Origin of the sequence: Chromobacterium alkanivorans, from assembly GCF_016937655.1 — a bacterium.
GTDB classification, from domain to species: Bacteria; Pseudomonadota; Gammaproteobacteria; order Burkholderiales; family Chromobacteriaceae; genus Chromobacterium; species Chromobacterium alkanivorans.
Map to the genome: position 1 here is coordinate 72,193 of NZ_JAFHKL010000001.1, position 26,954 is coordinate 99,146.

The 26,954-nt window shown below is 66.2% G+C and carries 24 protein-coding genes and 1 pseudogene; 13 read left to right on the plus strand and 12 right to left on the minus strand.

What is annotated here, in order from left to right:
• Positions 1-38: 38 nt before the first annotated feature.
• Together JW897_RS00330 and JW897_RS00335 are read right to left on the minus strand one after the other, a co-directional pair.
• Positions 39-566: a cytochrome b gene (locus JW897_RS00330; RefSeq protein ID WP_205464819.1), complete on the minus strand. Its 528-nt coding sequence runs from the start codon at positions 564-566 to the stop codon at positions 39-41.
• A 199-nt stretch (positions 567-765) separates the two neighbouring features.
• A complete protein-coding gene (locus tag JW897_RS00335; protein ID WP_048412948.1) occupies positions 766-1,929 on the minus strand; it encodes a lytic polysaccharide monooxygenase in 1,164 nt (387 codons plus the stop codon).
• Between the two features lie 439 nt (positions 1,930-2,368).
• Here JW897_RS00335 and JW897_RS00340 point away from each other — a divergent pair, with 439 nt between their 5' ends.
• The 6 genes from JW897_RS00340 (at position 2,369) to gap (ending at position 10,876) form a co-directional block, all read left to right on the plus strand.
• Complete coding sequence (locus JW897_RS00340; RefSeq protein ID WP_048407974.1) at positions 2,369-3,103, plus strand: GntR family transcriptional regulator; 735 nt, start codon at positions 2,369-2,371, stop codon at positions 3,101-3,103.
• On the plus strand, positions 3,100-4,221 hold the full coding sequence (gene nagA, locus JW897_RS00345; RefSeq protein WP_156187765.1) for an N-acetylglucosamine-6-phosphate deacetylase: 1,122 nt from the start codon (positions 3,100-3,102) through the stop codon (positions 4,219-4,221). The genes JW897_RS00340 and nagA overlap by 4 nt, the downstream gene beginning before the upstream one ends.
• A complete protein-coding gene (locus JW897_RS00350; RefSeq protein ID WP_048412949.1) occupies positions 4,214-5,224 on the plus strand; it encodes an SIS domain-containing protein in 1,011 nt (336 codons plus the stop codon). Before nagA ends, JW897_RS00350 begins: the two co-directional genes overlap by 8 nt.
• Before the next feature lie 119 nt (positions 5,225-5,343).
• Positions 5,344-7,848 (plus strand): phosphoenolpyruvate--protein phosphotransferase, encoded by a 2,505-nt coding sequence (gene ptsP / locus JW897_RS00355; RefSeq protein WP_205464820.1) that lies wholly within the window; start codon positions 5,344-5,346, stop codon positions 7,846-7,848.
• A gap of 145 nt (positions 7,849-7,993) precedes the next feature.
• Complete coding sequence (nagE, locus tag JW897_RS00360) at positions 7,994-9,670, plus strand: N-acetylglucosamine-specific PTS transporter subunit IIBC (protein ID WP_338030540.1); 1,677 nt, start codon at positions 7,994-7,996, stop codon at positions 9,668-9,670.
• A 192-nt stretch (positions 9,671-9,862) separates the two neighbouring features.
• Positions 9,863-10,876, plus strand: a complete 1,014-nt coding sequence (gene gap, locus JW897_RS00365; RefSeq protein WP_048412951.1) for a type I glyceraldehyde-3-phosphate dehydrogenase — start codon at positions 9,863-9,865, stop codon at positions 10,874-10,876.
• A 55-nt stretch (positions 10,877-10,931) separates the two neighbouring features.
• Here gap and JW897_RS00370 read toward each other — a convergent pair whose 3' ends face one another.
• The 6 genes from JW897_RS00370 to JW897_RS00395 all read right to left on the minus strand — a co-directional run bounded on the left by JW897_RS00370 (position 10,932) and on the right by JW897_RS00395 (position 15,497).
• Positions 10,932-11,348, minus strand: coding sequence for a PaaI family thioesterase (locus JW897_RS00370; protein WP_205464821.1), 417 nt, complete (start codon positions 11,346-11,348; stop codon positions 10,932-10,934).
• Positions 11,349-11,357: 9 nt separating this feature from the next.
• A complete protein-coding gene (locus tag JW897_RS00375) occupies positions 11,358-12,521 on the minus strand; it encodes an ABC transporter substrate-binding protein (RefSeq protein ID WP_048412953.1) in 1,164 nt (387 codons plus the stop codon).
• 11 nt (positions 12,522-12,532) lie between these two features.
• Positions 12,533-12,688 carry a hypothetical protein gene (locus tag JW897_RS00380; protein ID WP_156187766.1) on the minus strand — a complete coding sequence of 52 codons (156 nt, stop codon included), beginning with the start codon at positions 12,686-12,688 and terminating at the stop codon, positions 12,533-12,535.
• The gene (locus JW897_RS00385) at positions 12,682-13,842 is read right to left on the minus strand and encodes an acyl-CoA dehydrogenase family protein (RefSeq protein ID WP_048412954.1); all 1,161 of its coding nucleotides are present in this window, start codon (positions 13,840-13,842) and stop codon (positions 12,682-12,684) included. The genes JW897_RS00380 and JW897_RS00385 overlap by 7 nt, the downstream gene beginning before the upstream one ends.
• 162 nt (positions 13,843-14,004) lie before the next feature.
• The gene (locus tag JW897_RS00390) at positions 14,005-14,811 is read right to left on the minus strand and encodes an IclR family transcriptional regulator (RefSeq protein WP_205464822.1); all 807 of its coding nucleotides are present in this window, start codon (positions 14,809-14,811) and stop codon (positions 14,005-14,007) included.
• A gap of 242 nt (positions 14,812-15,053) precedes the next feature.
• Positions 15,054-15,497: an Lrp/AsnC family transcriptional regulator gene (locus JW897_RS00395; protein ID WP_048412956.1), complete on the minus strand. Its 444-nt coding sequence runs from the start codon at positions 15,495-15,497 to the stop codon at positions 15,054-15,056.
• 431 nt (positions 15,498-15,928) lie between these two features.
• Here JW897_RS00395 and phoB point away from each other — a divergent pair, with 431 nt between their 5' ends.
• From phoB to tal, 3 genes are all read left to right on the plus strand, one after another.
• A complete protein-coding gene (gene phoB, locus JW897_RS00400; RefSeq protein ID WP_048412957.1) occupies positions 15,929-16,618 on the plus strand; it encodes a phosphate regulon transcriptional regulator PhoB in 690 nt (229 codons plus the stop codon).
• A gap of 6 nt (positions 16,619-16,624) precedes the next feature.
• Positions 16,625-17,932: a phosphate regulon sensor histidine kinase PhoR gene (phoR, locus tag JW897_RS00405; protein ID WP_048412958.1), complete on the plus strand. Its 1,308-nt coding sequence runs from the start codon at positions 16,625-16,627 to the stop codon at positions 17,930-17,932.
• 176 nt (positions 17,933-18,108) lie between these two features.
• Positions 18,109-19,170, plus strand: a complete 1,062-nt coding sequence (gene tal, locus JW897_RS00410; RefSeq protein WP_205464823.1) for a transaldolase — start codon at positions 18,109-18,111, stop codon at positions 19,168-19,170.
• 73 nt (positions 19,171-19,243) lie between these two features.
• On the opposite strand, the gene JW897_RS00415 is transcribed toward tal, so the two are convergent.
• Entirely contained in the window at positions 19,244-19,777 is a 534-nt protein-coding gene (locus JW897_RS00415; protein WP_205464824.1) for a hemerythrin domain-containing protein, read from the minus strand.
• 234 nt (positions 19,778-20,011) lie between these two features.
• Between JW897_RS00415 and JW897_RS24200 the strand changes: the two are divergent.
• Together JW897_RS24200 and ampD are read left to right on the plus strand one after the other, a co-directional pair.
• Positions 20,012-20,395 (plus strand): annotated as a pseudogene (locus JW897_RS24200) (GNAT family N-acetyltransferase); the annotation flags it as partial.
• 48 nt (positions 20,396-20,443) lie between these two features.
• Positions 20,444-21,031: a 1,6-anhydro-N-acetylmuramyl-L-alanine amidase AmpD gene (gene ampD, locus JW897_RS24205; RefSeq protein WP_231589216.1), complete on the plus strand. Its 588-nt coding sequence runs from the start codon at positions 20,444-20,446 to the stop codon at positions 21,029-21,031.
• 208 nt (positions 21,032-21,239) lie between these two features.
• On the opposite strand, the gene kup is transcribed toward ampD, so the two are convergent.
• The gene (gene kup, locus JW897_RS00425) at positions 21,240-23,105 is read right to left on the minus strand and encodes a low affinity potassium transporter Kup (protein ID WP_048412962.1); all 1,866 of its coding nucleotides are present in this window, start codon (positions 23,103-23,105) and stop codon (positions 21,240-21,242) included.
• Positions 23,106-23,414: 309 nt separating this feature from the next.
• Between kup and JW897_RS00430 the strand changes: the two genes are divergently transcribed.
• Both JW897_RS00430 and JW897_RS00435 read left to right on the plus strand, forming a co-directional pair.
• Complete coding sequence (locus tag JW897_RS00430; protein WP_205464826.1) at positions 23,415-25,124, plus strand: proline--tRNA ligase; 1,710 nt, start codon at positions 23,415-23,417, stop codon at positions 25,122-25,124.
• A 7-nt stretch (positions 25,125-25,131) separates the two neighbouring features.
• Complete coding sequence (locus JW897_RS00435; protein ID WP_205464827.1) at positions 25,132-25,767, plus strand: lytic transglycosylase domain-containing protein; 636 nt, start codon at positions 25,132-25,134, stop codon at positions 25,765-25,767.
• 93 nt (positions 25,768-25,860) lie between these two features.
• Here JW897_RS00435 and JW897_RS00440 read toward each other — a convergent pair whose 3' ends face one another.
• Together JW897_RS00440 and JW897_RS00445 are read right to left on the minus strand one after the other, a co-directional pair.
• Entirely contained in the window at positions 25,861-26,358 is a 498-nt protein-coding gene (locus JW897_RS00440) for a MarR family winged helix-turn-helix transcriptional regulator (RefSeq protein ID WP_043589515.1), read from the minus strand.
• Positions 26,359-26,490: 132 nt separating this feature from the next.
• Positions 26,491-26,919 carry a carboxymuconolactone decarboxylase family protein gene (locus JW897_RS00445; RefSeq protein ID WP_205464828.1) on the minus strand — a complete coding sequence of 143 codons (429 nt, stop codon included), beginning with the start codon at positions 26,917-26,919 and terminating at the stop codon, positions 26,491-26,493.
• Between the last annotated feature and the right edge of the window lie 35 nt (positions 26,920-26,954).

Genomic DNA, 26,954 nt, shown 5'->3' on the forward strand with positions numbered 1-26,954 from the left:
GCCGTATCGCTGAAGCGCAGCAGACTTTGAACAGCTTCTTAGCCCGTCAGCGGCAACATGCGCCGCAGCAGGCGGCGTCCCTGGCGTTGGTGCTGGATCACCGCGCCGATGTGGCCGGTCAGCAGCAGGGCCAGCGCAACGTTGCTGGCGAAGTGCAGCTTGGCCAGCGCGCGGGTGGCCGCGCCTGGTTCCAGGCTGGGCGGCAGCGTGATCAGGCCAAACAGGTCGACCGGCCGTTCCATCATCAGCCAGCCGCTGACCAGCGATGAACAGGTCAGCAGATAGAGCAGCGCATGCGCGCGGCGCGCCAGTCGGTGCTTGGCAGGGGTAATGCCGGCCGGCGGCGGCATGCGGAAGCTGGTGCGGTAGACGATGCGCAGCAGGAAGACCGGCATCAACAGGGTGGTCAGCGCAACGTTGAACGGCGGAATCGCCGCGGCGACGGCGGGCGGCAGCGCGCCGGAGGCGAGGGCGAAGCCGCTGAGCATCGCCCACAGGATCACGGCTGCGCAAATCCAGTGCAGCCAGGCGGCGAGGGGCGGATAGCTTCGGGTCGAGGTTTCCATCGGAATCGACTTTCTTGCGAATCCCGGCAGGCGACGCGCGGCAGTCGTCCCGCCTGCGTCGCGGGCACGGCGTGGCCGCCGTCCAAGGCGGGAGCCTGCGGCAGGAGGAGTGGGAGGAGGCCGGCCTTCCCGGAAGGAGAAGGCCGGCGGTTCAGCGCCTCAGACGTTTAGTCCGCGCGCCGAGAGCGGGGCGAGAGGCTTAAACCGGCGCCCACAAGGCGGGTTGGGTGGACGGGGTCCAGCCCGCGCCGGCCCAGGCGGTGTGCGGCTGCAGGCAGCGGTACTTCTTGCCCTGATAGCTGACGATCTGGCCGGCGGTGTAGGACAGGCCTTCTTTCCAGGTGTCGCCCACCGGCGGCGGATTGATGCCGCCGTCGCCTTTCTTCAGGTCGATCTGGTAGGTGTAGCCCTTGTAGCTGTCGTTCAGGTACACGCGGTTGGCGGTGGCGCTGCGCTCCGGAGTGATGGTCACCGTGCGTTGTTTCTGGCTCATCACGCCGATGCGGATCGCTTTGGAGGTGGCGTTCACCTTCACGCCCAGCTCGTACGGCCAGTTGGCCATCTGGCCGCTGACGGCGTCCAGCGTGACCGGGATGGTTTCCGCGTCGCGGCCGCCGGCGTCGAAGACGCGCAGGGTGGCGGTGCTGTTGTTCGGCAGGTTTTCATAGGCGGTCACCTTGCCGACTTCTTTCCACGGATTGGTTACCGGCGGGGGTTCCGGCGGGTTGGTGCCGTCGCCGAAGACGACGTCGGAGCACGAGTAGAACGCTTCCTCGCTGTCCGCTCGTTTCCAGACATTGAAGATGATGTGCGGGCCGCTCTTGCCGGTCGGCAGCTTGGCCACCATGTGGTAGCGCTTGTTGGCGTCCAGCGGCGGGTTGCCGGTGACGGTGTGGAACGGTTGCGGATCCAGGTCGGACCACTTCAGCGGCTTGGTCTGATCCCAGCCGTTCTTGGTGACGTAGAACTTGAAGTACTTGGTCGAGTGCGGCGCGGTGGCGTGGTAGACGAACTCGTAGTTGCCGTTGGCGTCCGGCACCAGCTTGGTTTTCGGCCAATCGGTGCGTCCCAGGTTGAAGCCCTTGAACTTGTCCTGGCCGCCGGCGCACAGCTTGCCGTCCGGCACCACCGCCGCGTGATTGTCGCCCTGCGGGTTCTGATTGATGCCGTTCCAGTCGTACATGGCCTGGGTGCCGCCTACGCGACGGGCTTCCTGGCAAGCGGCGGATTTCGGCGATTCCGCGCCCTCCTTGAAGCAGTTGTAGGTGCGGTTGATGGGCACTTCCATGGTGCCGTGGGCCCAGAGCGGCGCGCTGAGGCAGGCCAGGGCGAGAGCGGCGGGAAGGCGCAGTTGTGGTTTCATTCTGACTCCTTTGAGCTACGAGTGGTATGCAAGTGCCCAGCAGTGCGCCGGGCAGTCCAATCATCATATGAATGACATATGATTTAAAATGAGACGGCTATTTTTAATGTAAGTTTGGCGAAAGGTACTATTGCCATACTTACTGTGTGGTCTTGTATCCGCTTGATTCTTGCAAAAAATGCTCATTCCCAGACCTGTCCCGCCGGTCACGGTGGATCGATTCCAAATTTTCCCCTGCCAAATCATCCGTTTGTCGTTTTGCTGCCATGCAGCAAGCCGCCAATAATGCGCGCAAATAAAATGGTATTGACGTGGTATTAATGTGGTATTAACGTTCGCGGTAAGCCGGAAGGCCGGAATCGACGCGCGTCGGCGCGGAAGATGCCAGCCGGGGAGACAGGTTATACACTGGGGTTTTCAGACCACTTGCAGACAACCCATGGAAAATCGCTGGCTTGCATTGAAACCGGATGAAACCCTGACCACGCCGCTGTATCTGCAGCTGTCGCGGAAACTGGCCGACGCCATCAACGCCGGTTGGTGGCAGGCGGACGAGGCGCTGCCGTCGGAGCGGACGTTTTCCGAAGAACTGGGCATTTCGCGCGTCACCGCGCGCAAGGCGATGGACGTGCTGCTGGAGCAGGGCCTGATACGCCGGCGCCAAGGCTCGGGCACCTTCATCACGCCGCGGCTGGAGCAGCCGCTGTCGCGGTTGACCGGCTTTACCGAACAATTGCGCCAACGCGGTTTCGTGCCGTCGTCGGTGTGGCTGGAGCGCGGCGTGTTCGCGCCCAGCAATGAAGAAGTGATCAAGCTGGGGCTGTCGCCCACCTCGCAGGTATCGCGGCTGAAGCGCCAGCGTCTGGCCGACGGGGTGGTGATGGCGATCGAGATGACCACCTTGCCGGTGGCTTATCTGCCGGAGCCGCAACAGGTGGGCACTTCGCTGTACGCCCACCTGGACGCCAACGGCCATTCGGTGGTGCGCGCGCTGCAGCATATCCGCGCGGTGAACGCCTCCGGCGACATCGCCACGCTGGCCGGCATCCGCCCCGGCGAGGCGATGCTGCTGATTACCCGCATCGGCTTCAACGCCGAGAACATCGCGATTGAATTGACCGATACCTATTGCCGTAACGACTACTACGATTTTGTTGCCGAACTGAGACGATGACCCAACACCGAGTGCTGCAAGGACGCATCCTGACCGAATCCGGCTGGATGGACGGCGAATTGAAACTGGCCGCCGACGGCCGCATCGAGGCCATAGACGCGCGTTTGGCCTCCGGGCGAGCGGTGGAGCGCTATCTGCTGCCCGGCTTCATCGACCTGCACGTCCACGGCGGCGGCGGCGTGGACATCATGGAGGGCGGCCGCGCCGCCGAGCGCGTGGCCAAGCTGCACGCCCGCTTCGGCACCACCTCCTTGCTGGCCACCACCATGACCGCGCCGCCGATCGACATCGAGCAGGTGCTGCGCGCGCTCGGTCCCTCCTGTCGCGAACGCCAGCCCGGCGGCGCCCGCATCCTGGGCGTGCATCTGGAAGGCCCCTACATCAACCCCGGCAAGCTGGGCGCCCAGCCCGACGACGCCTGCCGCGCGGTGATGGAGCAAGTGGACTGGTACCGTTCGCTGGCGCCGGTGTCGCTGATCACGCTGGCGCCGGAAATCGCCGGCCACATGGACATCATCCGCCAGCTGGCTGAGCAGGGCGTCAAGGTGCAGCTGGGCCACACCCTGGGCAGCTACGAAGACGGCGTGCAGGCGCTGGAGCAGGGCGCGTCCGGCTTCACCCATCTGTTCAACGCGATGAGCGGCCTGCACCACCGCGCGCCCGGCATGGTGGGCGCGGCGCTGGCGCACGCCGAATACGCCGAACTGATCCCGGATCTGCTCCACGTCCACCCGGGCGCGATCCGCGCCGCCCTGCGCTCGATTCCGCGCCTGTACTGCGTTACCGACTCCACCGCCGCCGCCGGCATGCCGGACGGCGAATACAAGCTGGGTTCGCACTCGGTGACCAAATGCATGGGTGGCGTGCGCCTGGCCGACGGCACCCTGGCCGGCAGCACCCTGACCATGGATCAGGCGCTGCGCAACCTGGTGTCCATCGGCCTGCCGCTGGCAGACGCGTCGAACCGGCTGTCGCTCTATCCGGCCGACTACCTGGGGCTGGCCGACCGCGGCCGGCTCGCCGTCGGCGCCTGGGCCGACATCGTCGCGATGGACGCGGATTTGAATTTGCAGCAAGTCTATGTAGAGGGAGAAAAAATTGGCCTCGTTGATGCTTGAAGAAGCGCTGTACGCCGCCGAAGCGGTGGCCGCGCAACACATGTACGCCGATGAAGCGCTGGCCGCGTTGGGACGCGCGCTGGCGGTGGAGCGCCCCAGCCTGGCGCTGACCGTGGCCCGCGGCAGTTCCGATCACGCCGCCAACTACTTCGCCTATCTGGCGATGCAGCGGCTGGGCGTGCCGGTGGTGTCGCTGCCGATGTCGCTGGTGACGCTGCACCGAGCGCCGCTGGCGGTGAAGGGCCAGCTGGCGGTGGCCCTGTCCCAGTCCGGCCAGAGCCCGGACCTGATCGACACCATGAAGGCGCTGGGCGCCGCCGGCGCGCGCACCGCGGCGCTGGTCAACAAGCATCAATCGCCGCTGGCCGCCGCCTGCGAATGGGTGGTGCCCTTGTGCGCCGGCGACGAAAAAAGCGTGGCCGCCACCAAGAGTTACATTACCTCGCTGTCCGCGGTGGCGCGCCTGGTCGCCCACTGGCAGGCGGACGACGCGCTGCTGGCCGCGCTGGCCAATCTGCCGCAGCGGCTGACCGAAGCCACGCGCCAGGACTGGAGCCTGGCGGTGGACGCCTTGCGCGACGCCGAACGCATCATGGTGGTGGGCCGCGGCCTGGGCTTCGCCGTGGCGCTGGAAGCCGCGCTCAAATTCAAGGAAACCTGCGCGATCCAGGCCGAGGCCTTCTCCGGCGCCGAAATCAAGCACGGTCCGATGGCCTTGATCGACGACGGCTATCCGCTGCTGATCTTCGCGCCGCGCGGTCCGGAGCAGCAGGGCTTGATCGAGCTGGCCGAGGAAATGCGCGGCCGCGGCGCCAAGGTGCTGCTGGCGGCGCCGGAAACGGTGCCCAGCCGCGACCTGACCCTGGCGCTGGCCGACGACGAGGCGCTGGACCCGCTGCTGGCGATCCAGAGCTTCTACCTGATGGCGGCGCGCCTGTCCGAAGCGCGCGGCCTGAATCCGGATGTGCCGCGTCATCTGTCCAAGGTGACCTGCACGCGCTGAGTCCGGCAACGCTTGAAACCGCGCCCCGATCTGCGATGCGAATCGGGGCGCGCCGCGAACGGCGCCCAGCGGAACCCGCGCCGGCCGCGGAGACGACATATAAGAATGGAGACGTCCCCATGTCCGCTACGCTCGAACTCCTGGCCCCGTTTGACGGGCCGACCGTGCCGCTGAGCCGCGCGCCCGATCCGGTATTCGCCGGCTTAATGATGGGCGACGGTCTGGCGATCGAGCCGCTGTCCGGCACCCTGTTGGCGCCCTGTGACGGCGAGGTGGCGCAACTGGCGCGCACCGGCCACGCCCTGACTCTGCGCGCGGCCAACGGCGCGGAAGTGCTGATCCACATCGGCATCGACACCGTCAAGCTGGACGGCGAGGGCTTCAAGCCGCTGATCAAGGCCGGCGACGCGGTGCGCCAGGGCCAGCCGCTGATCGAAGTGGACCTGGACGCGGTGGCGCGGCGCGCGCCGTCGTTGCTGACCATGGTGGTGATCGCCAACGGCGAGGCTTATGCGCTGGAGCAGCGGGCGACCGGCATGCAGCAGGCCGGCCGCAGCGTGTTTCTGACGCTGTCCGGCGGCGCTGCCGCCGACGAGGGCCCAAGCGCAAGCGGCGCGGAAAGCCGTGGTCAGGCCACGGTGCGTCACGCCGGTGGCCTGCACGCGCGGCCGGCGGCGCTGGTGCAGAACGCGGCGCGGCAATATCGCGCCAGCGTGCGAGTGGAATTCAAGGGCCAGGCCGCCAACGCCCGCAGCGTGGTGGCTTTGATGGGGCTGGGCGTGTCCGAGGACGACGATGTGGCGGTGTTGGCGCAGGGCGAGGACGCCGCGGCCGCCGCCGCCGCGGTGATCGCCGCGCTGCAGACCCGCACCGAATCCGGCCACGGCGCGTCCGCGCCCTTGGCCGGCGCGCCGGCGCGCGCGCTGCCGGCCGGCTGGATAGGCGGCGTGTGCGCGGCGCCGGGCCTGGCCATCGGCCAGGTGGTGCGCCTAGACGCCTTCGAGCCGCAGGTGGCCGAGTTCGCGGTCAACGCCGACAGCGAGCGCGAACAGCTGCGCCGCGCGCTGGCCGAGGTCAGCGCCGGCATCGCCGCCGCCATCGACGAGGCGCTGCGCCGCGGCCAGACCTCGCAGAGCGACATCTTCGCCGCTCACCTGGCCTTGGTGGACGATCCGGAGTTGCGGGACGCGGCGGAGCGGGACATCGCCGCCGGCCACAGCGCCGGCCACGCCTTCCGCCAGGCGGTGCGCGCGCAGTGCCGCGTGCTGTCCGGCCTGGGCAGTCCCTTGCTGGCCGAGCGGGTGGCCGATCTCAAAGACATCGAGCGCCAGGTGCTGAAAGCGCTGCTGGGCGACGCTCAGAGCGAGCCCGAGCTGTATCCGGCCTCCATCCTGGTGGCCGAAGACCTGGCGCCTTCCGAACTGACCCGGCTGCCGCGCGAGCGGGTGGCCGGCATCCTGTCCGCCGCCGGCGGCGCCACCGGCCACGTGGCCATTCTGGCGCGCGCGCTCGGCATTCCGGCGCTGGTGGCCTGCGGGCCGCAAGTGTTGCGGCTGGACGCCGGCAGCGAAGTGCTGCTGGACGCGAGCCAAGGCGCTTGCGATCCGGCGCCGAGCGCCGCCGCGCTGGCCTCCGCGCGGCAGACCATGGCCGAACGCGAGCGCCGCCGCGCCGACATGCGCGCCGACGCCGACGGCGCAGCGGTGACGCTGGACGGCGTGCGCGTCGAAGTGGCCGCCAACATCGCCAACGAAGAGGACGCGCGCGAAGCGGTGCGCCACGGCGCCGACAGCGTCGGCCTGCTGCGCACCGAATTCCTGTTCATCGATCGCCGCGACGCGCCGGACCGCTACGAACAGGCCAACGCCTACCAGGCGGTGCTGGACGAGTTGCAGGGCCGCGTCGCCATCATTCGCACGCTGGACGTGGGCGGCGACAAGGAAGTGCCCTATCTGACCCTGCCGCCGGAACCGAACCCGGCGCTGGGCCTGCGCGGCATCCGCACCGGCTTCGCCCACCCGGAGATGCTGGACGAACAACTGCGCGCGTTGCTGATGCTGCGCCCGCTGTCCTTGCTGCGCGTCCTGGTGCCCATGATCGCCGATCTGGGCGAACTGCGGCGCCTGCGCCGGCGCATCGACGCTTTGGCCGCGGACATGGGGCTGAGCGAGCGGCCGCAGCTGGGCGTGATGGTGGAAGTGCCGTCCGCGGCGCTGCTGGCCGACCAACTGGCCGCCGAGGCGGATTTCCTGTCCATCGGCACCAACGACCTGACTCAATACACGCTGGCGATGGACCGTTGCAACGCCTCGCTGGCCGCCAGCCTGGACGCGATGCATCCGGCGCTGCTGCGGCTGATCGAACGCACGGTGGCCGGCGCCAGCCAGCACGGCAAATGGGTGGGCGTATGCGGCGCGCTGGCCTCGGACCCGCTGGCCGCGTCGGTGCTGGTCGGCCTCGGCGTCGCCGAACTGTCGGTCAGTCCCGGCCTGGTGCCGGAGATCAAGGCCAGGGTGAGAACGCTGGATCAGCAGGCTTGCCGCAAACGCGCCGAGCAGTTGCTGACGCTGGACTCCGCCGCCGCGGTGCGCGCGCAGGCCGCCGCATGGTGGCCGGAGAGCTGAACCGGTCCGGCGCGCAAAGCCGCGCCGGATCCTGAAGTAATCGCATGCCGCGGGGACACGCGGCAGCGAGCGGTACCGACACACAAGAAGGTAGCAGCCTGGAGCGCCATGCCCCCATCGGCGTCCATACACTGGGAGACGAGACGTGAGTACCTCTGACAATAAATTCGCTGGCATTCAGCAGCTGGGCCGCGCCCTGATGCTGCCGATCGCCGTTCTGCCCGTGGCGGGCTTGCTGCTGCGCCTGGGCCAGCCGGACCTGCTCAACATCAAAATGATGGCTCAGGCCGGCGACGCCATCTTCGGCAACCTGGCGCTGATCTTCGCCATCGGCGTGGCGGTGGGATTCGCCAAGGACAACAACGGCACCTCCGGCCTGGCCGGCGCCATCGGCTATCTGGTGATCACCGCGGTGCTCAAGGTGATAGACGAGAAGCTCAATATGGGGGTGCTGTCCGGCATCCTGTCCGGCCTGGTGGCCGGCGCGCTGTACAACCGCTACAAGGACATCAAGCTGCCCAGCTATCTGGCCTTCTTCGGCGGCAAGCGCTTCGTGCCCATCGTCACCGGCTTCTCCATGCTGGTGTTGGGCGCGGTGCTGGGCTATGTCTGGATGCCGGTGCAGATCGGCATCGACAGCGTCGGCCGCTGGCTGATCGGCGCCGGGGAAATCGGCGTCTTCGTCTACGGCGTGCTCAACCGCGTGCTCATCGTCACCGGCCTGCACCACATCCTCAACACCATCGTCTGGTTCCAGGTGGGCGATTTCGCCTCCGCCGCCGGCAAGGTGGTGCACGGCGATCTGACCCGCTTCTTCGCCGGCGACAAGACGGCCGGCATGTTCATGTCCGGCTTCTTCCCGGTGATGATGTTCGGCCTGCCGGCCGCCTGCCTGGCGATGTACCGCACCGCCAAGCCCGAGAACAAGCAAGCCGTCGGCGGCCTGCTGTTCTCGATGGCGCTGACCGCGATGCTGACCGGCGTCACCGAGCCGGTGGAATTCGCCTTCATGTTCCTGGCCCCGGCGCTGTACGCCATCCACGCCGTGCTGACCGGTCTGGCCATGGCCTTGATGCACGCGCTCAACATCAAGCTGGGCTTCGGCTTCTCCGCCGGCCTGTTCGACTACGCGCTGAACTTCGGCCTGTCCACCAAGCCGCTGCTGCTGGTCCCGGTGGGCATCGGCTACTTCGCGCTCTACTACGTGCTGTTCGTGTTCTTCATCAAGAAGTTCGACCTGAAGACCCCGGGCCGCGAAGACGCGATGGTGGCCGTGGCGGCGGTGGCCGCCGGCAGCGAGCGCGCGCGCGCCTTCATCGCCGCGTTGGGCGGCGCCGCCAACCTGAAGTCCGTGGACGCCTGCACCACCCGTCTGCGCCTGCAAGTGGCCAGCAACGACAAGGTGGACGAAGCCGCGCTGAAGGCGCTGGGCTCGCGCGGCCTGATCAAGCCGGCCGCCGGCAGCGTGCAAGTGGTGCTGGGGCCGGAGGCGGACCTGATCGCCGACGAAATCCGCGTCGCGCTGGGCAACCCTGACGCCGCTGTCGCGCCGGCCGCCGCCGCGCCGGCGCAAGCCTTGGGCGAGGTAGTGGGCATAGACCGCGAACGCTGGCTGACGGCGCTGGGCGGCGCAGCCAATGTGCGCAAGGTGGACGCCGTGGCCGGCAGCCGGCTGCGGGTGGAAGTGGCCGACGCGGCCTTGGTGGACCAGGCGGCTTTGCAACTGCTGGGCGCCAGCGGCGTCACCGCCTTCTCCGGCACGCTATTGCATATAGTATTGAATAGCGACGCCGGCGATTACGCCGCCGCGCTGCAGGGCTGAGACGCTGTTCGACGCCACATCGGCCGGCGGAATTTGACGCACGGCAAGCTTGGACGGAATTTCCGCACTGCCGATGTTGGTAATTCGCCCACTACTTATGTAGCGAGTTGATTACAAGCCGAATCAGGCGGACAGTGGTGGCGCAGGGCACGGGAAGATGACCTTGCGCCATTTCAACTTGGAGGATGCATCATGACGTTGCGAGTTGCTATCAATGGTTACGGCCGCATCGGCCGCATGATTGTGCGTGCATGGCAAGAGCGCTATGCCGATCAGGACATCGAGATTGTCGCCATCAACGATCTGGCCTCGCCGGAGCTGCATGAACACCTGACCCGTTACGACAGCGTGCACGGTCCGTTCGCCGCTTCCGTGGCGCTGGACGGCGATCACCTGGTGGTCAACGGCAAGAAGATCAAACTGCTGGCCATCCGCAACCCGGCCGAGCTGCCGTGGAAAGAATTGAACGTGGACGTGGTGATGGAATGCACCGGCTTGTTCACCACTCGCGAAAAAGCCGGCGCTCATCTGCAGGCCGGCGCCAAAAAAGTGCTGATCTCCGCTCCGGGCGGCGAAGGCGTGGACGCCACCGTGGTTTACGGCGTCAACCACCAGCAGCTGAGCAGCGCGATGACCATCGTCTCCAACGCCTCCTGCACCACCAACTGTCTGGCCCCGATGGTGCAGCCGCTGATCGACAGCATCGGCATCGAGCGCGGCCTGATGACCACGGTGCACGCCTACACCAACGACCAAGTGCTGCTGGACACCGATCACAAGGATCTGCGTCGCGCCCGTTCCGCCGCAGTGTCCATGATCCCGACCAAGACCGGCGCCGCCGCCGCGGTGGGTCTGGTGCTGCCGCAGCTGAAAGGCAAGCTGGACGGCTTCGCCGTGCGCGTGCCGGTGAGCAACGTCTCGCTGGTGGACCTGACCTTCACCGCCGGCCGCGACACCACCAAGGAAGAAGTGAACCAGCTGATCAGCGACGCCGCCAAAGGCCCGCTCAAGGGCGTGCTCGGCGTCAACACCCTGCCGCTGGTGTCCTGCGACTTCCTGCACAACCCGGCGTCCAGCACCTTCGACGCCACGCTGACCCGCGTCATCGGCGGCCGCGAAGTCAAAGTGCTGGCCTGGTACGACAATGAGTGGGGCTTCTCCAACCGCATGATAGACACCGCGGTGGCCTGGCAGGCTGCCAAGTAAGTCCGCCGGCTGTTGCACCGATCAGGCCATGGTTCTCCGGAACCATGGCCTGATTTCATTCCGGCGCGCCGCGATAGCGCAGGCAGGCTTCGCCGAAGGCCAGCAGCCGCTGCTGCTCGTCCAGCACTTCCGCGCTGGCGTGGTAGATGCGCCGCCCCTGGCTGCGTCGGGTGGCCACGGCGCGGATGCGGCCGGCGCTGATCTGGCGGGTGAAGCTGGTGGTCAGCGACAAGGTGACGCAGGCGCGCGGCGTTTCGCCCAGCGGCCGCCAGGTGCCGCACAGTCCGCAGGCCGCGTCCAGCAGCGCGGCGTAGACGCCGCCATGCAGCACGCCGGCGGCGTTCAAGTGTTGCGGGCCGATTTCCAGCTCGATGGAGGCGCGGCCGTCCCCCCAACTGAGCACGCGAAAACCCAGCAGGGAGCGAAAACCGTTGTCGGGCGGCAGCAGTGGGGCGAGCGCGGGATGGGACATCAGGCTTCCTTACCAGGGCACGGCGGGGAGATTCAATTTGCCGGTCGCCTTTTGTCGCGGCGAAACCAGCTCCACGCGGCCATTGCCCTGATGCTGGCCGATGTATTGGGTGAAGTTGGGGTTGTCGCCGTTGGCGTCGAAGCTGACCGGGCCGATCAGCGTGTCGCGCCGGGTGGCGCGCAGCTCGGCCACGAGTCCGCCCGGCTGCCGCAGGCTGCCCTTGTCGGCGGCGCGGGCGATGGCCTCGAACAGGATCTGGCCTTGCACATAGCCAAGCTCGCTGAGATAGTCCGGGTCGCGCCGGTAGCGGGCGCGGTAGGCGGCGGCGAAGAGATTACCCTCCTCCGAACTGAAGCTGACCGGATAGGGCAGCATGGTGGTGCCCAGCACATTGTTGACCAGTTCGGGGAAGTCGACGGCCATTTTCGGCGCCGCGATGCCCCAGGCGCCTATCATGGCCTTGACCGGCGGCCTCAGCAGCCGGGCGGCGCGCAGAATGCCGACATAGTCGTTTTCATAACCCACCATCACGATGACGTCGGGCCTATCCCGCAGCCGCACCTTGTTGACCAGCGGCTTGAAGTCCTTGAGGCTGGGGTCGAAGGGATGCATGGAGATCCGGACCTCAGGGTTGCGCCGGCGGATGCCTTCGGCCAGCTCCAGATTGGCATCCTTGGTGGAGTGGATGATGGCGGCGGAGGCGACCTTGAGTTCGGCCAGCAGATGGCTCAGCGCCACAATGTAGCCCTTGTTGTCGTTCAGCCGGAAAAAGGTCTTCAGGCCGCGCTGGCTGGCGCTCAGCGTGGCGCTGCCGGTGGTCAGGTAGACCAGGCCCAGCTTGTTGGCGCTGTCCGCGGCGGGGCTGATGATATTGGTGCTGTAGCCGCCGGTGATGGCCAGCGCGCCCTGGCTGGCCATTCGTTCGACCGCGGCCACCGCCTTGGCCGGCGAGGATTCGTCGTCCTGGATCAGCAGCTTGATCTGGTGCCGGTTTTGAGCCTGGTTGAACAGGGCGGCGGCGGTTTCGATGCCGCGTCCGGTTTCGCCGCCCACGCGCGCCAGATTGCCGCTGAGCGACAAGGGCACGCCAACCAGGAACTCGGCCGCGCCGCTGTCGGCGGAGAACAGGAGCAGGGCGGCGGTGAACAGCAGGGCGGATTGTCGCGGGCGCATGGCGAGACTCCTTATTCATGGACCAGGCCGCGCAGCTTGGCCTTGAGGATTTTGCCGGTGGCGGAAGCCGGCAGCGGGTGGATGGCGCTGGGGCATTTGTAGGCGGCCAGCCGCCGGCGCAGAATGTCGTCGATGCGTTCCTGCGCGGGGGGAGCGGGGCTCAGCATGCCATGCTCCCGGCCCGTATCATATTGCGGGCAATCACCAGCTGCTGGATCTGGCTGGTGCCTTCATAGATGCGGAACAGCCGCACGTCGCGGTAGAAGCGCTCTATCGCGTAGTCGTCGACATAGCCGGCGCCGCCATGGATCTGCACCGCGCGGTCGGCAACGCGGCCGCACATCTCGGAGGCGAACAGCTTGGCGCAGGCGGCCTCGGTGGCGATGTCGCCGCCGGCGTCGCGGCGGCGGGCGGCGTCCAGCACCATGCAGCGCGCGGCGTAGATTTCAGCCTGGCTGTCGGCCAGCATCGCCTGGATCAATTGAAATTCGGCAATCGGCTGGCCAAACTGGCGGCGGTTCAAGGCATAGTCCAGCGCGTCCGCCAGCATGCGTTCGGCGGTGGCGACGCAGACCGCGGCCAGGTGCAGGCGGCCCTTGTCCAGCACCCGCATCGCAATCTTGAAGCCTATGCCTTCCTCACCGCCCAGCAACTGGCTGGCCGGCACCCGACAGTTGTCGAAGATCACGTCGCAGGTTTGCGAGCCCTGCTGGCCCATTTTCCGGTCCGGCCGGCCCAGGCTGAGTCCGGGAGTTTCCCGCTCCACCAGAAATGCGGATACGCCGGCGGCGCCGGCGCGCGCCGGATCGGTGCGGGCCAGCACGGTGAACAGCCCCGCTTGCGGCGCATTGGTGATGAAGCGCTTGCTGCCGTTGAGCACGTAGTGGTCGCCGTCGCGGCGGGCGCTGGTTTTCAAGGCGGCGGCGTCTGAGCCGGAGTCGGGCTCGGTCAGGCAGAAGGCGCCGATCAGTTCGCCGGAGGCCAGCCGCGGCAGATAGCGCTGCTTCTGTTCCGGGCTGCCGTGCAGGATCAGACCCTGGGAGCCGATGCCGTTATTGGTGCCGATGCGCGAGCGGAAGGCCGGCGAGGTACGGCCCAGTTCGAAGGCGACCAGCACTTCCTCCTCCGTGCTCAGGCCCAGGCCGCCGTAGTTCTCGGGAATGCACAGGCCGAACAGTCCCAGCTCGCGCATCTGCTGGATCAGCGGTTCCGGAATCTGGTCGGTCGCGGCCACCAGCCGCTCATTGGGCAGCAGCGCCTGGCTGACGAAGCGCCGGATGGCCTCCAGCAGGCTGTCCAGGGTGTCTTGGTCTCGAATCATCATTGACTCCTAGTGAGTGAGGGGGCCGGGGCCGAGGCCGATGGCGCTTAGAACCGCTAACAAAACCACGCAGAGAACCTGAACCAAGGCGCGCCGACGCAGGCAGTACCCGTAGTACGACAAGGAGGCGCAACTCAGGATCAGGGGTTTTGTTAGCGGGTCTTAGCACACCGCCTCCAGATTGCGCACCATGTCCACCAGCCGAGGCCCGATGTCCTCCTCCAGCTGCCGTGGCTTGAGCTGAAAGCCGGGGCCGCCACAGCTGAACACGATCAGGCCATGGCTGGGATGGCGCATTGGCACGCCGACGGAATTGACGTCGCGCTGCCATTCCCCCAGGGACAGGCAGAAGCCGCGTTCGGCGTGGTCGCGGAAGGCCTGCTCCAGCGATAGGCGGATGGCGGACCAGTCGTCGCGGAAACGCTGGCCGATGTGGTCCAGCACAAAGGCCCGTTCCGGCTCCGGCATCGCCGCCAGACAGGCCTTGCCCATGGCGGTGCTGTGCAGTGGAATGCGCGAGCCGATCTGGCGGCGCATGGTGAGGTGGGTTTCGCTGTGCGCGACATCGAGATAGACCATGCTCAGGCGGTCGCGGGCGCCAATCGCCACCGAGGCCCGCGTCAGGCGCGCCAGTTCCGTCATCCGGGTTTGCGCGGCATTGCAGATCGACAGATTGCTGAGCAGCGCGTAGCCAAAGGCCAGCACGCCGATGTCCAGTTGATATTTGCCGGAGGCGGCGTTGCAGCGCAGATAGCCCAGCTGGGTCAGCGTATGGGTCAGCCGCGTCACGGTGGGGCGCGGCAGGCCGGTCAGGCGCGCCAGTTCCTGATTGCCCAGTTGTTTGCCGTCGGGAGTGAAGCAGCGCAGCAGTTCCAGGCCGCGGGCCAAGGCGGTGACGAATTGCCGCTTGTCGTGATCGTCGGCCACGCTTGGCGTCAGCAGCGGCCAGTCGGGAGGGTTGGGCTTCATGGCGTCCCCTTCGCTTGCGGGTGGCTGGCAGGCCGCCACCCGTTCGGTGAGAATGCGATGGCCCACTGTAAGCACTGGCGCGGGGGGCTGGGATTATTTCGAAATTAAGTTTCGCTGTGCGAAATTGACCGCCAGCCAAGGCAGGCTGTCAGGCGCGGCGTCGTTTGGTAAAACCATTGAAAATCAGATGGATGGGGTGTTTTGACGGCGACGGGGCGTTGTCGCCATTTGGACACAGGCGCTTAGTCGTCCTGCTGCAAATCCGGCAGCCGCGGCGGCACCGGCACCTCGATCACGATCGAGGTCTTGGTGTCGCCGAACTGCATCAGCCGCGCGATCAGCGCCTGCAGCGTGGGCATATTGTCCACCACCACCTTCATCATCAGCCCGCTGGTGCCGGTCACCGACATGCATTCGATGATCTCCGGCATGGTGCGGATCTCCTCTATCACCGCGAAGTACTCCAGGTGCTTGACCGTCAGCTCTATCATGCAGCAGATCGGCATGCCCACCTTGTTGGGATCGATGGTGGCGCGGTAGCCGGTGATCACGCCGCCGCGCTCCAGTTTGCCCACTCGATCCGCCACCGCCGGCGGCGACAGATTCACTCGCCGGGCCAGTTCCGCGAAGCTGATGCGGGCGTTTTCGTGCAGCGCGGCGATGATTTTTCTATCAAATTTATCCATGTTTCGATTATAAGGAAATATGACGAAACAAACTTATAAAAAAAGGCGGAATGGCTGAAAATCCAATCAACCATCTGATCAAAACGCCTGTTTGCTACGTAAAATGCTGGCCGTATCAGGGTTGGCCGCACTGTCCCGCGGCCCGCCTGTCCAGATCCGTTGCGTATGAGAATTGTCCCAAAGCACTCTCATTTGAAACTGTCCTGGTGATCTCTTTGTCCCTGGTCTCTAGTCAGATCAAATCTGTATTGACGACGACCATTCCGGGCCTGTTCACAGCAACAGGCCCGTTTTTTTTTGGGCTGCCGAGGCGTCTACGGCTGGCGCGTTGAAATAATCTGCGCCAAAGTGGGAAAGTTTGACGAAATGTCATATTTTTGTAATCACCCGTTTTTATCCTTGCCACACACTCAAACGGGAATGGATCAACCATGCCAGCCAATATCTTGCTTGTTGAAGACGAACCGGCAATCCAGGAGCTGATTGCCTTCAACCTGGCGCAGGCCGGCCACCACGTGCTGCGGGCCAGCACCGCCGAAGCGGCGCTGACGCTGGTGCGCAACGCGCTGCCGGACCTGGTGCTGCTGGACTGGATGCTGCCGGGCGCCAGCGGCGTGGACATCGCCAAACGGCTGCGCGCCGACGAGCGCACCCGCCATGTGCCCATCATCATGCTGACCGCGCGCTCGGACGAGCAGGACAAGATCACCGGCCTGGAAACCGGCGCCGACGACTACATCACCAAGCCCTTCTCGCCGCGCGAGTTGCTGGCGCGCATCAAGGCGGTGCTGCGCCGCCGCGCGCCGCAGATGACCGACGACGCGGTGGACGTGCAAGGCCTGCGGCTGGACCCGGTCACCCACCGCGTCACCGGCAACGGCGGCGTCATCGATCTGGGCCCCACCGAATTCCGCCTGCTGCACTTCTTCATGACCCATCCCGAGCGCGTGCATTCGCGCTCCCAGTTGCTGGACCAAGTGTGGGGCGATCATGTGTTCGTGGAGGAGCGCACCGTGGACGTGCACATCCGCCGGCTGCGCAGCGCGCTGGAAGGCACCGGCCACGACACCCTGATCCAGACCGTGCGCGGCACCGGTTACCGCTTCTCCACCCAGCAGTGAGGCCTGATGCCTGAATTTCTGAAACGCACGCTGGCCTCGCTGCTGGCGACCGCCGTCATCGGCCTCGGCTTCTGGCTGGGATCGTCGGCGGAAGACGGACTGATCGCGGTGGCCATCTGCCTGGGCGGCTGGCTGGCCTTCAATCTCTACCATGTGGCGCTGCTGCTGCGCTGGCTGCAGCGCCCCACGCCGGAGCGGGTGCCGGACGGCTTCGGCGTCTGGCACACCATCTTCATGACGCTGTACCGCACCACCCGCACCCAGAGCCAGAGCCAGAAGAAGCTCACCCACGCGTTGGAGCGCTTCATCAACGCCGGCGAGGCGATGCCGGACGGGGTGGTGGTGCTGGACGAGCACGACCGCATCGAATGGATCAACCCGACGGCGGTGGAGCACCTGGGCCTGGACCGCAAGCGCGACGTCGGCAACCAGATCCTCAACCTGATTCGCCAGCCGGCCTTTCACGCCTATATGAACGAGGCGCGCTTCAGCCAGCCGCTGGTGCTCAACTTCGTGCAGCCGCGCGAGCTGGTGATCTCGCTGCAGATGGTGCCCTTCGATTCCACCCGCAAGCTGCTGCTGACCCGCGACATCACCCAGCTGGAACGGGTGCAGACCGTGCACAAGGATTTCGTCGCCAACGTCTCGCACGAGCTGCGCACGCCGCTGACCGTGGTGGGCGGTTTTCTGGAGACGCTGGGGGACATGCCGCAGGTGGACGACGCCACCTTCCGCCAGTTCCTGCCGATGATGATGGAGCAGTCGCGACGCATGCAGAGCTTGGTCGAGGACCTGCTGACCCTGTCCAAGCTGGAGAACAGTCCCAAGGCGACGGTGTCGGAGCGCGTAGACATGCAGGACATGCTGGACACGCTGATGGTGGAGGCCGAAGGCCTGTCCCACGGCCGCCATCAGGTCAAGCTGGACCGGCACAGCGACGCCTGGCTGTGGGGCAGCCCGCAGGAGCTGCATTCGGCCTTCGGCAATCTGGTGTCCAACGCGGTGCGCTACACGCCGGAGGGCGGCTGCATCACCCTGAGCTGGAAGGAGGAGGGCGAGCAGTTGCGCTTCTCGGTGGCGGACACCGGCATCGGCATCCCGCGCGAGCACATCCCGCGGCTGACTGAGCGCTTCTACCGGGTGGACCGCGGCCGTTCGCGCGGCAGCGGCGGCACCGGTCTCGGCCTCGCCATCGTCAAGCACGTGCTGGCGCGCCACCACGCCCGGCTGGAGATCCGCAGCGAACCGGACAAGGGCAGCGTGTTCTCCGCGGTGTTCCCGCGCGACCGCCGCAGCGGCTCTCAGGCCGCCTGAGCGCCGCGTCGCGGCGCTCATTGCGGCGTATTGTTGCAAGCTTGAGCCGGGCGCTCTTGGCGCGCCGGTTCAGGCGGGTTAGGATGTTTGTTTTAGCCCGTCGACTCCGGCGCGGCAGCCACCGGCCGGCTCGGCGACGCCGGGCCCGTCCCGACTTTATTCTGGATCGTTCCACCATGAATCGACTGCAATCCATCCGCCCGTTCGGCCAGCGCATCTGGCTGGACAATCTTTCCCGCGAACTGATCGCCTCCGGCGAACTGGCGCGCCTGCTGGCCGACGACGGCATCGCCGGCGTGACCTCCAACCCGGCGATCTTCTACAAGGCGATCAGCGGCGACGCCAGCTACCAGGCCGACCTGGCCCGTCTGAAAGCGGACGCCGGCTTGTCGGCCGAGGCGCGCTACGAAGCGCTGGTGGTGCCGGACATCCAGGCCGCTTGCGATCTGCTGCGCGGCCAATACGACGCCAGCCAGGGCAACGACGGCTACGTCAGCCTGGAAGTGTCGCCGGAGCTGTCCAACGACGAGGCCGGCACCCTGGCCGCGGCGCGCCGGTTGTGGGCGGAAATCGCCCGTCCCAACGCCATGATCAAGATCCCGGCCACCGCCGCCGGCATCCGCGCCTTCCAGACGCTGACCCGCGAAGGCGTCAACGTCAACATCACCCTGCTGTTCTCGCTGCCGCAAGTGGAAGCGGTGTGGGACGCCTACATCGCCGGCCTGTCCGCTCGTCACGCCGACGGCAAGGACGTGTCCGGCGTCAAGGCGGTGGCCAGCTTCTTCCTGTCCCGCGTCGACAGCCTGCTGGACCCGCAAGTGGCGGCCGCCCATCAGGGCAAGGTGGCCATCGCCTTGTCCAAGGCCGCTTACGCCCGTTACCGCGAACGCTTCCACGGCGCCGAGTTCGCCGCCTTGAAAGCCGCCGGCGCGCGTCCGCAATACCTGCTGTGGGCGTCCACCGGCACCAAGAACGTGGCCTACTCCGACGTGCTCTACGTGGAAAGCCTGATCGGCGACGAAACCGTCAACACCGTGCCGGACGGCACGCTGGCGGCCTTCCGCGACCACGGCCAGGCCGCGTTGACGCTGCCGGAAGGCATGGACGACGCGCAGACCCTGCTGCACGCGGTGGGCGCCGCCGGCGTGGACCTGGCGGCGGCCGGCGAGAAGCTGCAACAGGACGGCCTGAAGCTGTTCGAAGACGCGTTCGAGCAGTTGTTGAAACTGACCGCCTGAGCGCGGAAAGACAAAAAGGCTGACCATCGAGGTCAGCCTTTTTTTGCGTTTGCGATTCGAGGGCGGCAGCCGTTCAGGCCGCCTGCTGCATCCGGCGCGCCGCCATGCGCTGCCCGGCGGCGCTCATCTCCTCGGCGCTGATGGTCGAGGCGGCGGTGGGAAACAGCCAGCTTTCCTCGGCGGCGGCGTGCTCGCGGTACTGGCGCGCGAACTCCTCCAGCTCATTGCGGCTGATGCTGCTGATCTTGCCGTCGCGCAGCGCCAGCAGATCGTCGCGGATCGCGTTCCAGCAGGAATGCAGATAACCGTGTTCCGCGCTCAGTTGCTCCAGCCGCGAGGCGGCGGTGGGCACCCGTTCCAGAATCAGCGGAAACAGCTCGTCTTCCTCGTCGCTGTGATGGGCGGGGCCGGCCAGGTCGAAATAGCGGACCACGCCGTCTATCGTGTTGCGGGCGGCCTCGTTGACGCCGTGCTGCTCGATGTAGGAGGGCAGTTGATCCAGTTGCTCGCAGAAGCGGCGAATCTTGTCGTGACAGGCTTGCAGCATTTCCAGCGGCTGTTCGAAGCTGGGCGCGGCGGCGTTGCTAAGAGAGTCCAGAGTCAGCATCGGCGTTCTCCTGTGATGGGTGACGGCCTGCATTCTGCGGCATGGCGCGGGCCGCGGCCATGATCCGGCTCAAGCCGCGCAAGCCTTCCGCCGGGCGGTAGCGGTAGAATGCCGGGTGAGCGCTTGTCCGCCCCGGTTGTTCTTGATACCGCGTCGGGCCTCAGAAAACAAGTGCGATATTGGACCGTTCCCGTTACCGGATTGTTGCATCGGCAACGCGCGCAGGGAGAGTGAATGCAAGCCCCGTTTGAAGTGAAACGCCTGGATCTGAGCGACGCCGGACTGGCCGCGCGCGCCTTGGATTTGCAGCTGGCCGCCCACCGCCTGGAGGCGGAGTGGCTGTCCTATCCGCATCTGCCCGTGCTGTGGGCCGACCTCGCCGCCGCGCAGGCTTGCGCCGACGCTGTCTGGGGCGCGTTCGAAGGCGAGCGCCTGCGCGGCGTGCTGGTGGCCTCGCGCCGCGAGGACGGCGGCCTGCATATCGAAAGAGCGGTGGTGGATCCGCAACAGCTGCGCGCCGGCTGGGGCTACCGCTTGCTGAACCGGGCGCTGGTGGGCGAGAGCGAGGTCAGCGTCGACACCGCCGAGGTCAATATCGCCGCGCTGTCCCTGTATCGCAAGGCCGGTTTCGTCGCCGAGCAGCGCTGGTCCACGCCGGACGGGCTGATGCTGTGGCGTTTGAATTATCAGCCGGCTTCGCCGCCGGCTTTCCAATTATCGGAAGACGGCTGGCTGGACGGCGCGCGCCGGTTGCCGTCGCCCAATCACGATGAGCGCGGCGAGGGTATGGCGCCGGAACTGCTGGTGATCCACAACATCAGCCTGCCGCCGTATCGCTACGGCGGCTTGGGCGTGGAGCAGCTGTTTCAGAACCGGCTGAACCCGGACGAGCATCCGTTCTACGCCGAAATCCAGCATCTGCGCGTGTCTTCCCATTTCTTCATCCGCCGTTCCGGCGAGCTGCAACAGTTCGTGCCGGTGACGCGGCGCGCCTGGCATGCCGGCGTCTCCAGCTGGCAAGGGCGCGAGCGCTGCAACGACTTTTCCATAGGCGTGGAGCTGGAAGGCTGCGATTTCGAGCCGTTCAGCGAGGCGCAGTACCGGACGCTGCAAGCGCTGGCGCGGGCATTGCGGCGCCAGCTGCCGCTGCGCGCCGTCATCGGCCACGAGCACATCGCGCCGGGGCGCAAGACCGATCCCGGCCCGTTCTTCGATTGGGCGCGGGCGGAGGCGGACAGCGGCCTGCAACGCTAGAGTCAGGCGCGAAAAAGCCGGACGGGCAAGGCCGGTCCGGCTTGGAAGCGGGGCGAGGAGGCTTAGAGCCTGTTTACGATCTGCTGCGCGTCGTGAAACGTGACGCGGTGAGTACAGCTTCGAAATGCTCATGTACCACGAGTACATTCCGCTTTCTCAGCCGTTTTCGCCTTGTCTCGCTCTAGCTCGCGAGATCGTAAACACGCTCTTACAGCTCGACTTGCGCGCCCAGCTCCACCACTCGGTTGGTCGGCACCTGGAAGAAATCGGTGGCGCGCATCGCGTTCTTGCTCATCCACACGAACAGCTTCTCGCGCAGCCGCGACATGCCCGGACGCTCGGTGGACACGATGGTTTCGCGCGACAGGAAGAAGGAAGTATCCATCAGCTCGAAGGCCAGGCCCTGGGCGGTGCAGTCTTCCAGCACCTGCAGCACGTTCGGGTCTTCCTTGAAGCCGTAGCGGGCCACCACGCGCCAGAACGAAGCCGACATCTGCACGATCTCCAGCCTGTCCTCTTCCGCCACATAGGGCACGTCTTCGGTGCGCACCGTCATCAACACCACCCGCTCGTGCAGCACCTTGTTGTGCTTGAGATTGTGCAGCAGCGCGTGCGGCACGCCGTGCAAGGTGCTGGTCAGGAACACCGCGGTGCCCTGCACCCGCGTCGGCGGATAGGCTTCCAGGTTCTCGATGAAGCTGTCCAGCGGCAGCGCCTGATCGCGCAGGCGCGTGAACAGCAGCTCGCGGCCCTGTTTCCAGGTGCTCATCAGCGTGAAGATCACCATGCCCAGCACCAGCGGCAGCCAGCCGCCGTCGGCCACTTTATGGATGTTGGCGCTGAAGAAGCCCAGGTCTATGGTGGCGAACATCAGGGTGACGCCCAGCGCCAGCGGCAGCGGCCAGCGCCAGTTGACCCGGGCCACCACGAAGAACAGGCAGGTGGTGATCAGCATGGTGCCGGTGACGGCGATGCCGTAGGCGGCTGCCAGGCTGGACGAAGTCTTGAAGGTCAGCACCACCACCATCACCGCGATCAGCAAGGCCCAGTTGATGAAGGGCATGTAGATCTGGCCGATCTCTTTTTCCGAGGTGTGCTGCACTTCCAGCCGCGGGCAGTAACCCAGCTGTATGGCCTGACGGGTCAGCGAGTAGGCGCCGGAAATCACCGCCTGAGACGCGATCACCGTGGCCAGCGTCGCCATCACGATCAGCGGCAGCAGCGCCCAGTCCGGCGCCAGCAGGAAGAAGGGGTTCTTGATCGCCGCCGGGTTCTGCATCAGCAGCGCGCCCTGGCCGAAATAGTTAAGCGCCAGGCCGGGCAGCACCAGGCTGAACCAGGCGCGGCGGATCGGCGAGCTGCCGAAATGGCCCATGTCGGCGTACAGCGCCTCGGCGCCGGTCAGCGCCAGCACCACCGAGCCCAGAGTCAGGAAGGAGCCCCAGCCGTTGTGGCCGATGAAGTGCAGCGCGTGATAGGGGTTGAGCGCCTGCAGCACCTGCGGCGCCTGCACGATCTGGTGCAAGCCGAGCAGACCCAGCACGGAGAACCAGATCAGCATGATGGGGCCGAACAGCAGGCCGACGCTGGCGGTGCCGAAGCGTTGCAGCAGGAACAGGCCGGTCAGCACGCCTATGGCCATCGGCAGCACATAGCTTTCCATCGCCGGCGAAATCAGCTCCATGCCCTCGGCCGCGGACAAGACCGACACCGCCGGAGTGATGATGGCGTCGCCGTAGAACAGCGCCGCGCCGAACAAGCCCAGCAGCACGATCTTCCAGCGCGCGGCGTGGGTGGTGTAATGACGGGCCAGCGCCATCAGCGCCATGATGCCGCCTTCGCCGCGGTTGTCGGCGCGCAGCACGAAGGCCACGTATTTGATGGAAACCACGAAAATCAGCGACCAGAAAATCAGCGACAAGATGCCGAAGATGTTTTCCGGGGTGGTGGGGATGCCCTGGCCGGTGAAGCATTCGCGCAGGGTATACAGCGGGCTGGTGCCGATGTCGCCGTATACCACGCCCAAGGCGGCCAGGGTCAGGCCAGCCATGGCCTGTTTGTTGTGATCCTGCATAAGCATCCAATGGAATTGTTCGTCACCGTATATTGCTGCACAGCAATATCGGTGGTTCTTGAGCGCGCAGATTACTCCAGAGGTCTGGGTAAGCCAAGCAAAGGCCGCGCAAGAGCCGAGATGTGTTCTTGTAAAACGACAGAGTCCGGGCTGTCGGCTTGCGCGGCGGCCGCTTCTGGGGTAGCCGGCGGGAGGCGGGGCACGCATCTTTATAGCGCAAATAGACTATGCCGGCGCAAGGCTTGGCCGCGAGGCGCGGCAAACGCTACAATCAAGCCCTCAATTACACCGTATTGCCAAGGACGCATCATGCGCGCATCGCAGTTTTTCATTTCCACCCTGAAGGAAGCCCCCGCCGACGCGGACATCGCCAGCCAGAAGCTGATGATGCGCGCCGGCTTCATCCGCAAAGTGGCCGCAGGCATTTACTCCTGGATGCCGATGGGCCTGCGCAGCGTGCGCAAGGTGGAAAACATCGTGCGCGAAGAGATGAACCGCGCCGGCGCGATCGAAGTCAGCCTGCCGGTGGTGCAGCCGGCCGGCCTGTGGCAGGAAACCGGCCGCTGGGACAAGATGGGCGAGGAGCTGCTGCGCTTCAAGGACCGTCATGAGCGCGACTTCGCGCTGCAGCCTACCGCCGAGGAGCTGATCACCGACATCGCCCGCAACGAGCTGCGCAGCTACCGCGCGCTGCCCAAGAACTTCTTCCAGATCCAGACCAAGTTCCGCGACGAGCGCCGCCCGCGCTTCGGCGTGATGCGCGGCCGCGAATTCACCATGAAGGACGCCTACTCCTTCGACCGCAGCGCCGAAGCCGCCGGCGTCAGCTACGACAATATGTACGCCGCCTATTGCCGCATCTTCGACCGTCTGGGTCTGAGCTACCGCGCCGTCGCCGCCGACACCGGCGCGATCGGCGGCGACCGCTCGCATGAATTCCAGGTGATCGCCGATACCGGCGAGGACGCCATCGTTTACTGCCCGGACTCCGATTACGCCGCCAACATTGAGCTGGCCGAAGCGGTGGCGCCGGCCGGCGAACGCGCGGCCGCCGGCGCGGCCATGGCCAAGGTGCATACGCCCAAGGTCAAGACCATCGCCGATCTGGTGGGCTTCCTGAACGTGGACGTCAAGCAGACCGTCAAGGCGGTGGTGGTGGACGGCGACGAAGATCAGCCGGTGCTGCTGCTGGTGCGCGGCGATCACGAACTGAACGAAGTCAAGGCCGAGAAGATCGCCGGCATCAAGAAGCCGCTGACTTTCGCCGCCCCGGCCGCGATCAAGGCCGCCTTCGGCGCCAACCCCGGCTCGCTGGGCCCGGTGGGCTTCAAGGGCCGCGTCATCGCTGACCGCACCGTCGCCAAGATGGCCGACATGATCACCGGCGCCAACGAGGACGACCAGCACTACACCGGCGTCAACTTCGGCCGCGACTGCGCGGAACCAGAAGTGATGGATATCCGCAATGTGGTGGCCGGCGACGCCTCGCCGGACGGCAAGGGCGAACTGGCGATCCAGCGCGGCATCGAAGTGGGCCATGTGTTCTATCTGGGCACCAAGTACTCCGAAGCGATGAACGCCACCTTCCTGGACGAGGACGGCAAACCCAAGCCGTTCGAGATGGGCTGCTACGGCATCGGCGTCACTCGCATCCTGGGTGCGGCGATCGAGCAGAACTTCGACGACAAGGGCATGATCTGGCCGGACGCCATCGCGCCGTTCGCCCTGGTGATCTGCCCGGTGGGCTATGACCGTTCCGCCGAGGTGAAGGCCGCCGCCGACGCCTTGTATCAAGGCCTGCTGGCCAAGGGCGTGGACGTGATCCTGGACGACCGCGGCGAGCGCCCGGGCGCGATGTTCGCCGACTGGGAGCTGATCGGCGCGCCGCATCGCGTCACCATCGGCGACCGCGGCCTGAAGGAAGGCAAGGTCGAGTACCAGCACCGCCGCGACGCGGAGGCCAGCGCGCTGGCCGCGGATGCTATGCTGGAACAAGTGTTGGCCAAACTGGGGCTGTGACCGTCTTATGATCCGATCCGGCATCGTCGTATTGTTGGCCGCGCTGGCAGCGATGCCGGCGTGGGCCGGCGCGCAGAAGGAAGAGGCGTTGGCCGCCAACGTCGCTTCCACCATGCGCCGTTCGGTGTCGGACGCCAACGCGCCGCGGCTGGTGTTCGACGACCAGCGCGAGGCCGACGCCTGGCTGGGCGAGATGTCCAGCCGGCTGGCCAAGCGGATCTCGGACAAGTGGACGCGCGAGCGCCTGCTCACCGCCATCCACTACGAGGCCACCCGCGCCGGCCTGGACCCGCAGCTGGTGCTGGGCCTGATCCAGGTGGAAAGCGGCTTCAACAAGTACGCGATCTCCGGCGCCGGCGCGCGCGGGCTGATGCAGGTGATGCCGTTCTGGGTGCGCAGCATAGGCAACGCGCAGCACAATCTGTTCGATCTCACCACCAATCTGCGCTACGGCTGCACCATTCTGCGCTACTACCTGGATATCGAGCGCGGCAATCTGTTCCGCGCGCTGGGCCGCTACAACGGCAGCCTGGGCCGCGCCGAGTATCCCAATCTGGTGGTGGGCGCCTGGAAAGGCCGCTGGCACTGGGTGGCGCCGCTGCCGGTGAAAACGGCGGCGGTGGCGCCGCCGCTGCTGCGCTGAGCCCGCTCGGCGCAGACAAAAAAACCGGCCCTGGAATCCAGGCCGGTTTTTTTTTGCGCTCAGCGCGGCAGGCTACAGGAGGAAGCGCGCATCTCAATCCTCCTGGGTTTGCAGCATCTTCTTCAGCAAGCGCGCCAGCGTGGCGCGTTCCTCCGCGTCCAGCATCTCGATCAGTTCGGCCTCGGCCGACAGATGGTTGCCGACGGCGTCCTCGATCACCTCGAAACCCTTGGGCGTCAGCGTCACGATCACGCCGCGGCGGTCCGCGGGGTCCGGCGAGCGGGTCACCAGGCCGGCTTCCTCCAGCCGGTTGATGCGGTTGGTCAGCGCGCCGGAGGAAATCAGCACCATGCCTTGCAGTTGATTGGGGGACAGCTGGAACGGTTCGCCGCCGCGGCGCAGCGCGGCCAGCACGTCGAATTCGCCGACATTCAGATTGTGGCGCGCCAAATCATGCAGCACGCGGCGGGTGACGAAGTACTCCATCCGCACAATGCGGCCGACCACTTCGGTGGAGGACGGGTCCAAGTCCGGGCGAACCTCGCGCCACAGGGCGACGATACGGTCAATCTGGTCTGGTGCTTGTTGCATCACTGACGGTTCCTGATGTGTGGGTGACAACTGGATGACTACCGGGCGCAGAGATTAGCACGGCTTGAAGTTAGTTTATCTTCACGTGAAATAATAGTCCTCAGTCGTCACCCGCACCAGCGGGAACCGCGTTTACTGGCGCATGCTGACCGCCAGCCGGTTGAAGGCGTTCATCAGGGCGATGGCGAAGCTCAGATCGGCCACTTCCTCCGGGCTGAAGTGTTCCTGCAAGGGCAGGTAGTGTTGGTCCGGCGCCTGGGTGACGGCGATGTCGGTCAGCGACTCCGCCCATTCCAGCGCCGCGCGTTCGCGGGCGCTGTACAACTCGCTGACGCGCCAGCCGGCCAGGGAGTCGATGCGTTCATTGCTTTCCCTTCTGGCGCGCAAGGCCGACGCGTGCATTTTCAGGCAGAAGGCGCAGCCGTTGATCTGGGACACGCGCAGATAAACCAGCTCGATCAGGGGCAGGCCCAGGCTGCTGTGCTGCAGGCTGGCTTTGACGCCGGCCAGCCCTTGGTAGGCGGCGGGGGACAGTTGGGTGTAGGGCAGGCGCAGGGACATGGCAATTCCTTTCAAGAGAGAGATCGTCGCAGCGG

What these genes read in the sequence shown, in the direction of transcription:
- JW897_RS00335 (WP_048412948.1), bottom strand. Translation starts at nt 1,929, where the DNA reads ATGAAACCACAACTGCGCCTTCCCGCCGCTCTCGCCCTGGCCTGCCTC.
- gap (WP_048412951.1), top strand. Translation starts at nt 9,863, where the DNA reads ATGACGTTGCGAGTTGCTATCAATGGTTACGGCCGCATCGGCCGCATG.
- nagA (WP_156187765.1), top strand. Translation starts at nt 3,100, where the DNA reads ATGACCCAACACCGAGTGCTGCAAGGACGCATCCTGACCGAATCCGGC.
- JW897_RS00445 (WP_205464828.1), bottom strand. Translation starts at nt 26,919, where the DNA reads ATGTCCCTGCGCCTGCCCTACACCCAACTGTCCCCCGCCGCCTACCAA.
- JW897_RS00380 (WP_156187766.1), bottom strand. Translation starts at nt 12,688, where the DNA reads ATGCTGAGCCCCGCTCCCCCCGCGCAGGAACGCATCGACGACATTCTG.
- JW897_RS00375 (WP_048412953.1), bottom strand. Translation starts at nt 12,521, where the DNA reads ATGCGCCCGCGACAATCCGCCCTGCTGTTCACCGCCGCCCTGCTCCTG.
- ampD (WP_231589216.1), top strand. Translation starts at nt 20,444, where the DNA reads ATGCTGTGGCGTTTGAATTATCAGCCGGCTTCGCCGCCGGCTTTCCAA.
- JW897_RS00340 (WP_048407974.1), top strand. Translation starts at nt 2,369, where the DNA reads ATGGAAAATCGCTGGCTTGCATTGAAACCGGATGAAACCCTGACCACG.
- phoR (WP_048412958.1), top strand. Translation starts at nt 16,625, where the DNA reads ATGCCTGAATTTCTGAAACGCACGCTGGCCTCGCTGCTGGCGACCGCC.
- JW897_RS00385 (WP_048412954.1), bottom strand. Translation starts at nt 13,842, where the DNA reads ATGATTCGAGACCAAGACACCCTGGACAGCCTGCTGGAGGCCATCCGG.
- kup (WP_048412962.1), bottom strand. Translation starts at nt 23,105, where the DNA reads ATGCAGGATCACAACAAACAGGCCATGGCTGGCCTGACCCTGGCCGCC.
- JW897_RS00390 (WP_205464822.1), bottom strand. Translation starts at nt 14,811, where the DNA reads ATGAAGCCCAACCCTCCCGACTGGCCGCTGCTGACGCCAAGCGTGGCC.
- JW897_RS00440 (WP_043589515.1), bottom strand. Translation starts at nt 26,358, where the DNA reads ATGCAACAAGCACCAGACCAGATTGACCGTATCGTCGCCCTGTGGCGC.
- JW897_RS00370 (WP_205464821.1), bottom strand. Translation starts at nt 11,348, where the DNA reads ATGTCCCATCCCGCGCTCGCCCCACTGCTGCCGCCCGACAACGGTTTT.
- ptsP (WP_205464820.1), top strand. Translation starts at nt 5,344, where the DNA reads ATGTCCGCTACGCTCGAACTCCTGGCCCCGTTTGACGGGCCGACCGTG.
- phoB (WP_048412957.1), top strand. Translation starts at nt 15,929, where the DNA reads ATGCCAGCCAATATCTTGCTTGTTGAAGACGAACCGGCAATCCAGGAG.
- tal (WP_205464823.1), top strand. Translation starts at nt 18,109, where the DNA reads ATGAATCGACTGCAATCCATCCGCCCGTTCGGCCAGCGCATCTGGCTG.
- JW897_RS00415 (WP_205464824.1), bottom strand. Translation starts at nt 19,777, where the DNA reads ATGCTGACTCTGGACTCTCTTAGCAACGCCGCCGCGCCCAGCTTCGAA.
- JW897_RS00435 (WP_205464827.1), top strand. Translation starts at nt 25,132, where the DNA reads ATGATCCGATCCGGCATCGTCGTATTGTTGGCCGCGCTGGCAGCGATG.
- JW897_RS00330 (WP_205464819.1), bottom strand. Translation starts at nt 566, where the DNA reads ATGGAAACCTCGACCCGAAGCTATCCGCCCCTCGCCGCCTGGCTGCAC.
- JW897_RS00395 (WP_048412956.1), bottom strand. Translation starts at nt 15,497, where the DNA reads ATGGATAAATTTGATAGAAAAATCATCGCCGCGCTGCACGAAAACGCC.
- JW897_RS00350 (WP_048412949.1), top strand. Translation starts at nt 4,214, where the DNA reads ATGCTTGAAGAAGCGCTGTACGCCGCCGAAGCGGTGGCCGCGCAACAC.
- JW897_RS00430 (WP_205464826.1), top strand. Translation starts at nt 23,415, where the DNA reads ATGCGCGCATCGCAGTTTTTCATTTCCACCCTGAAGGAAGCCCCCGCC.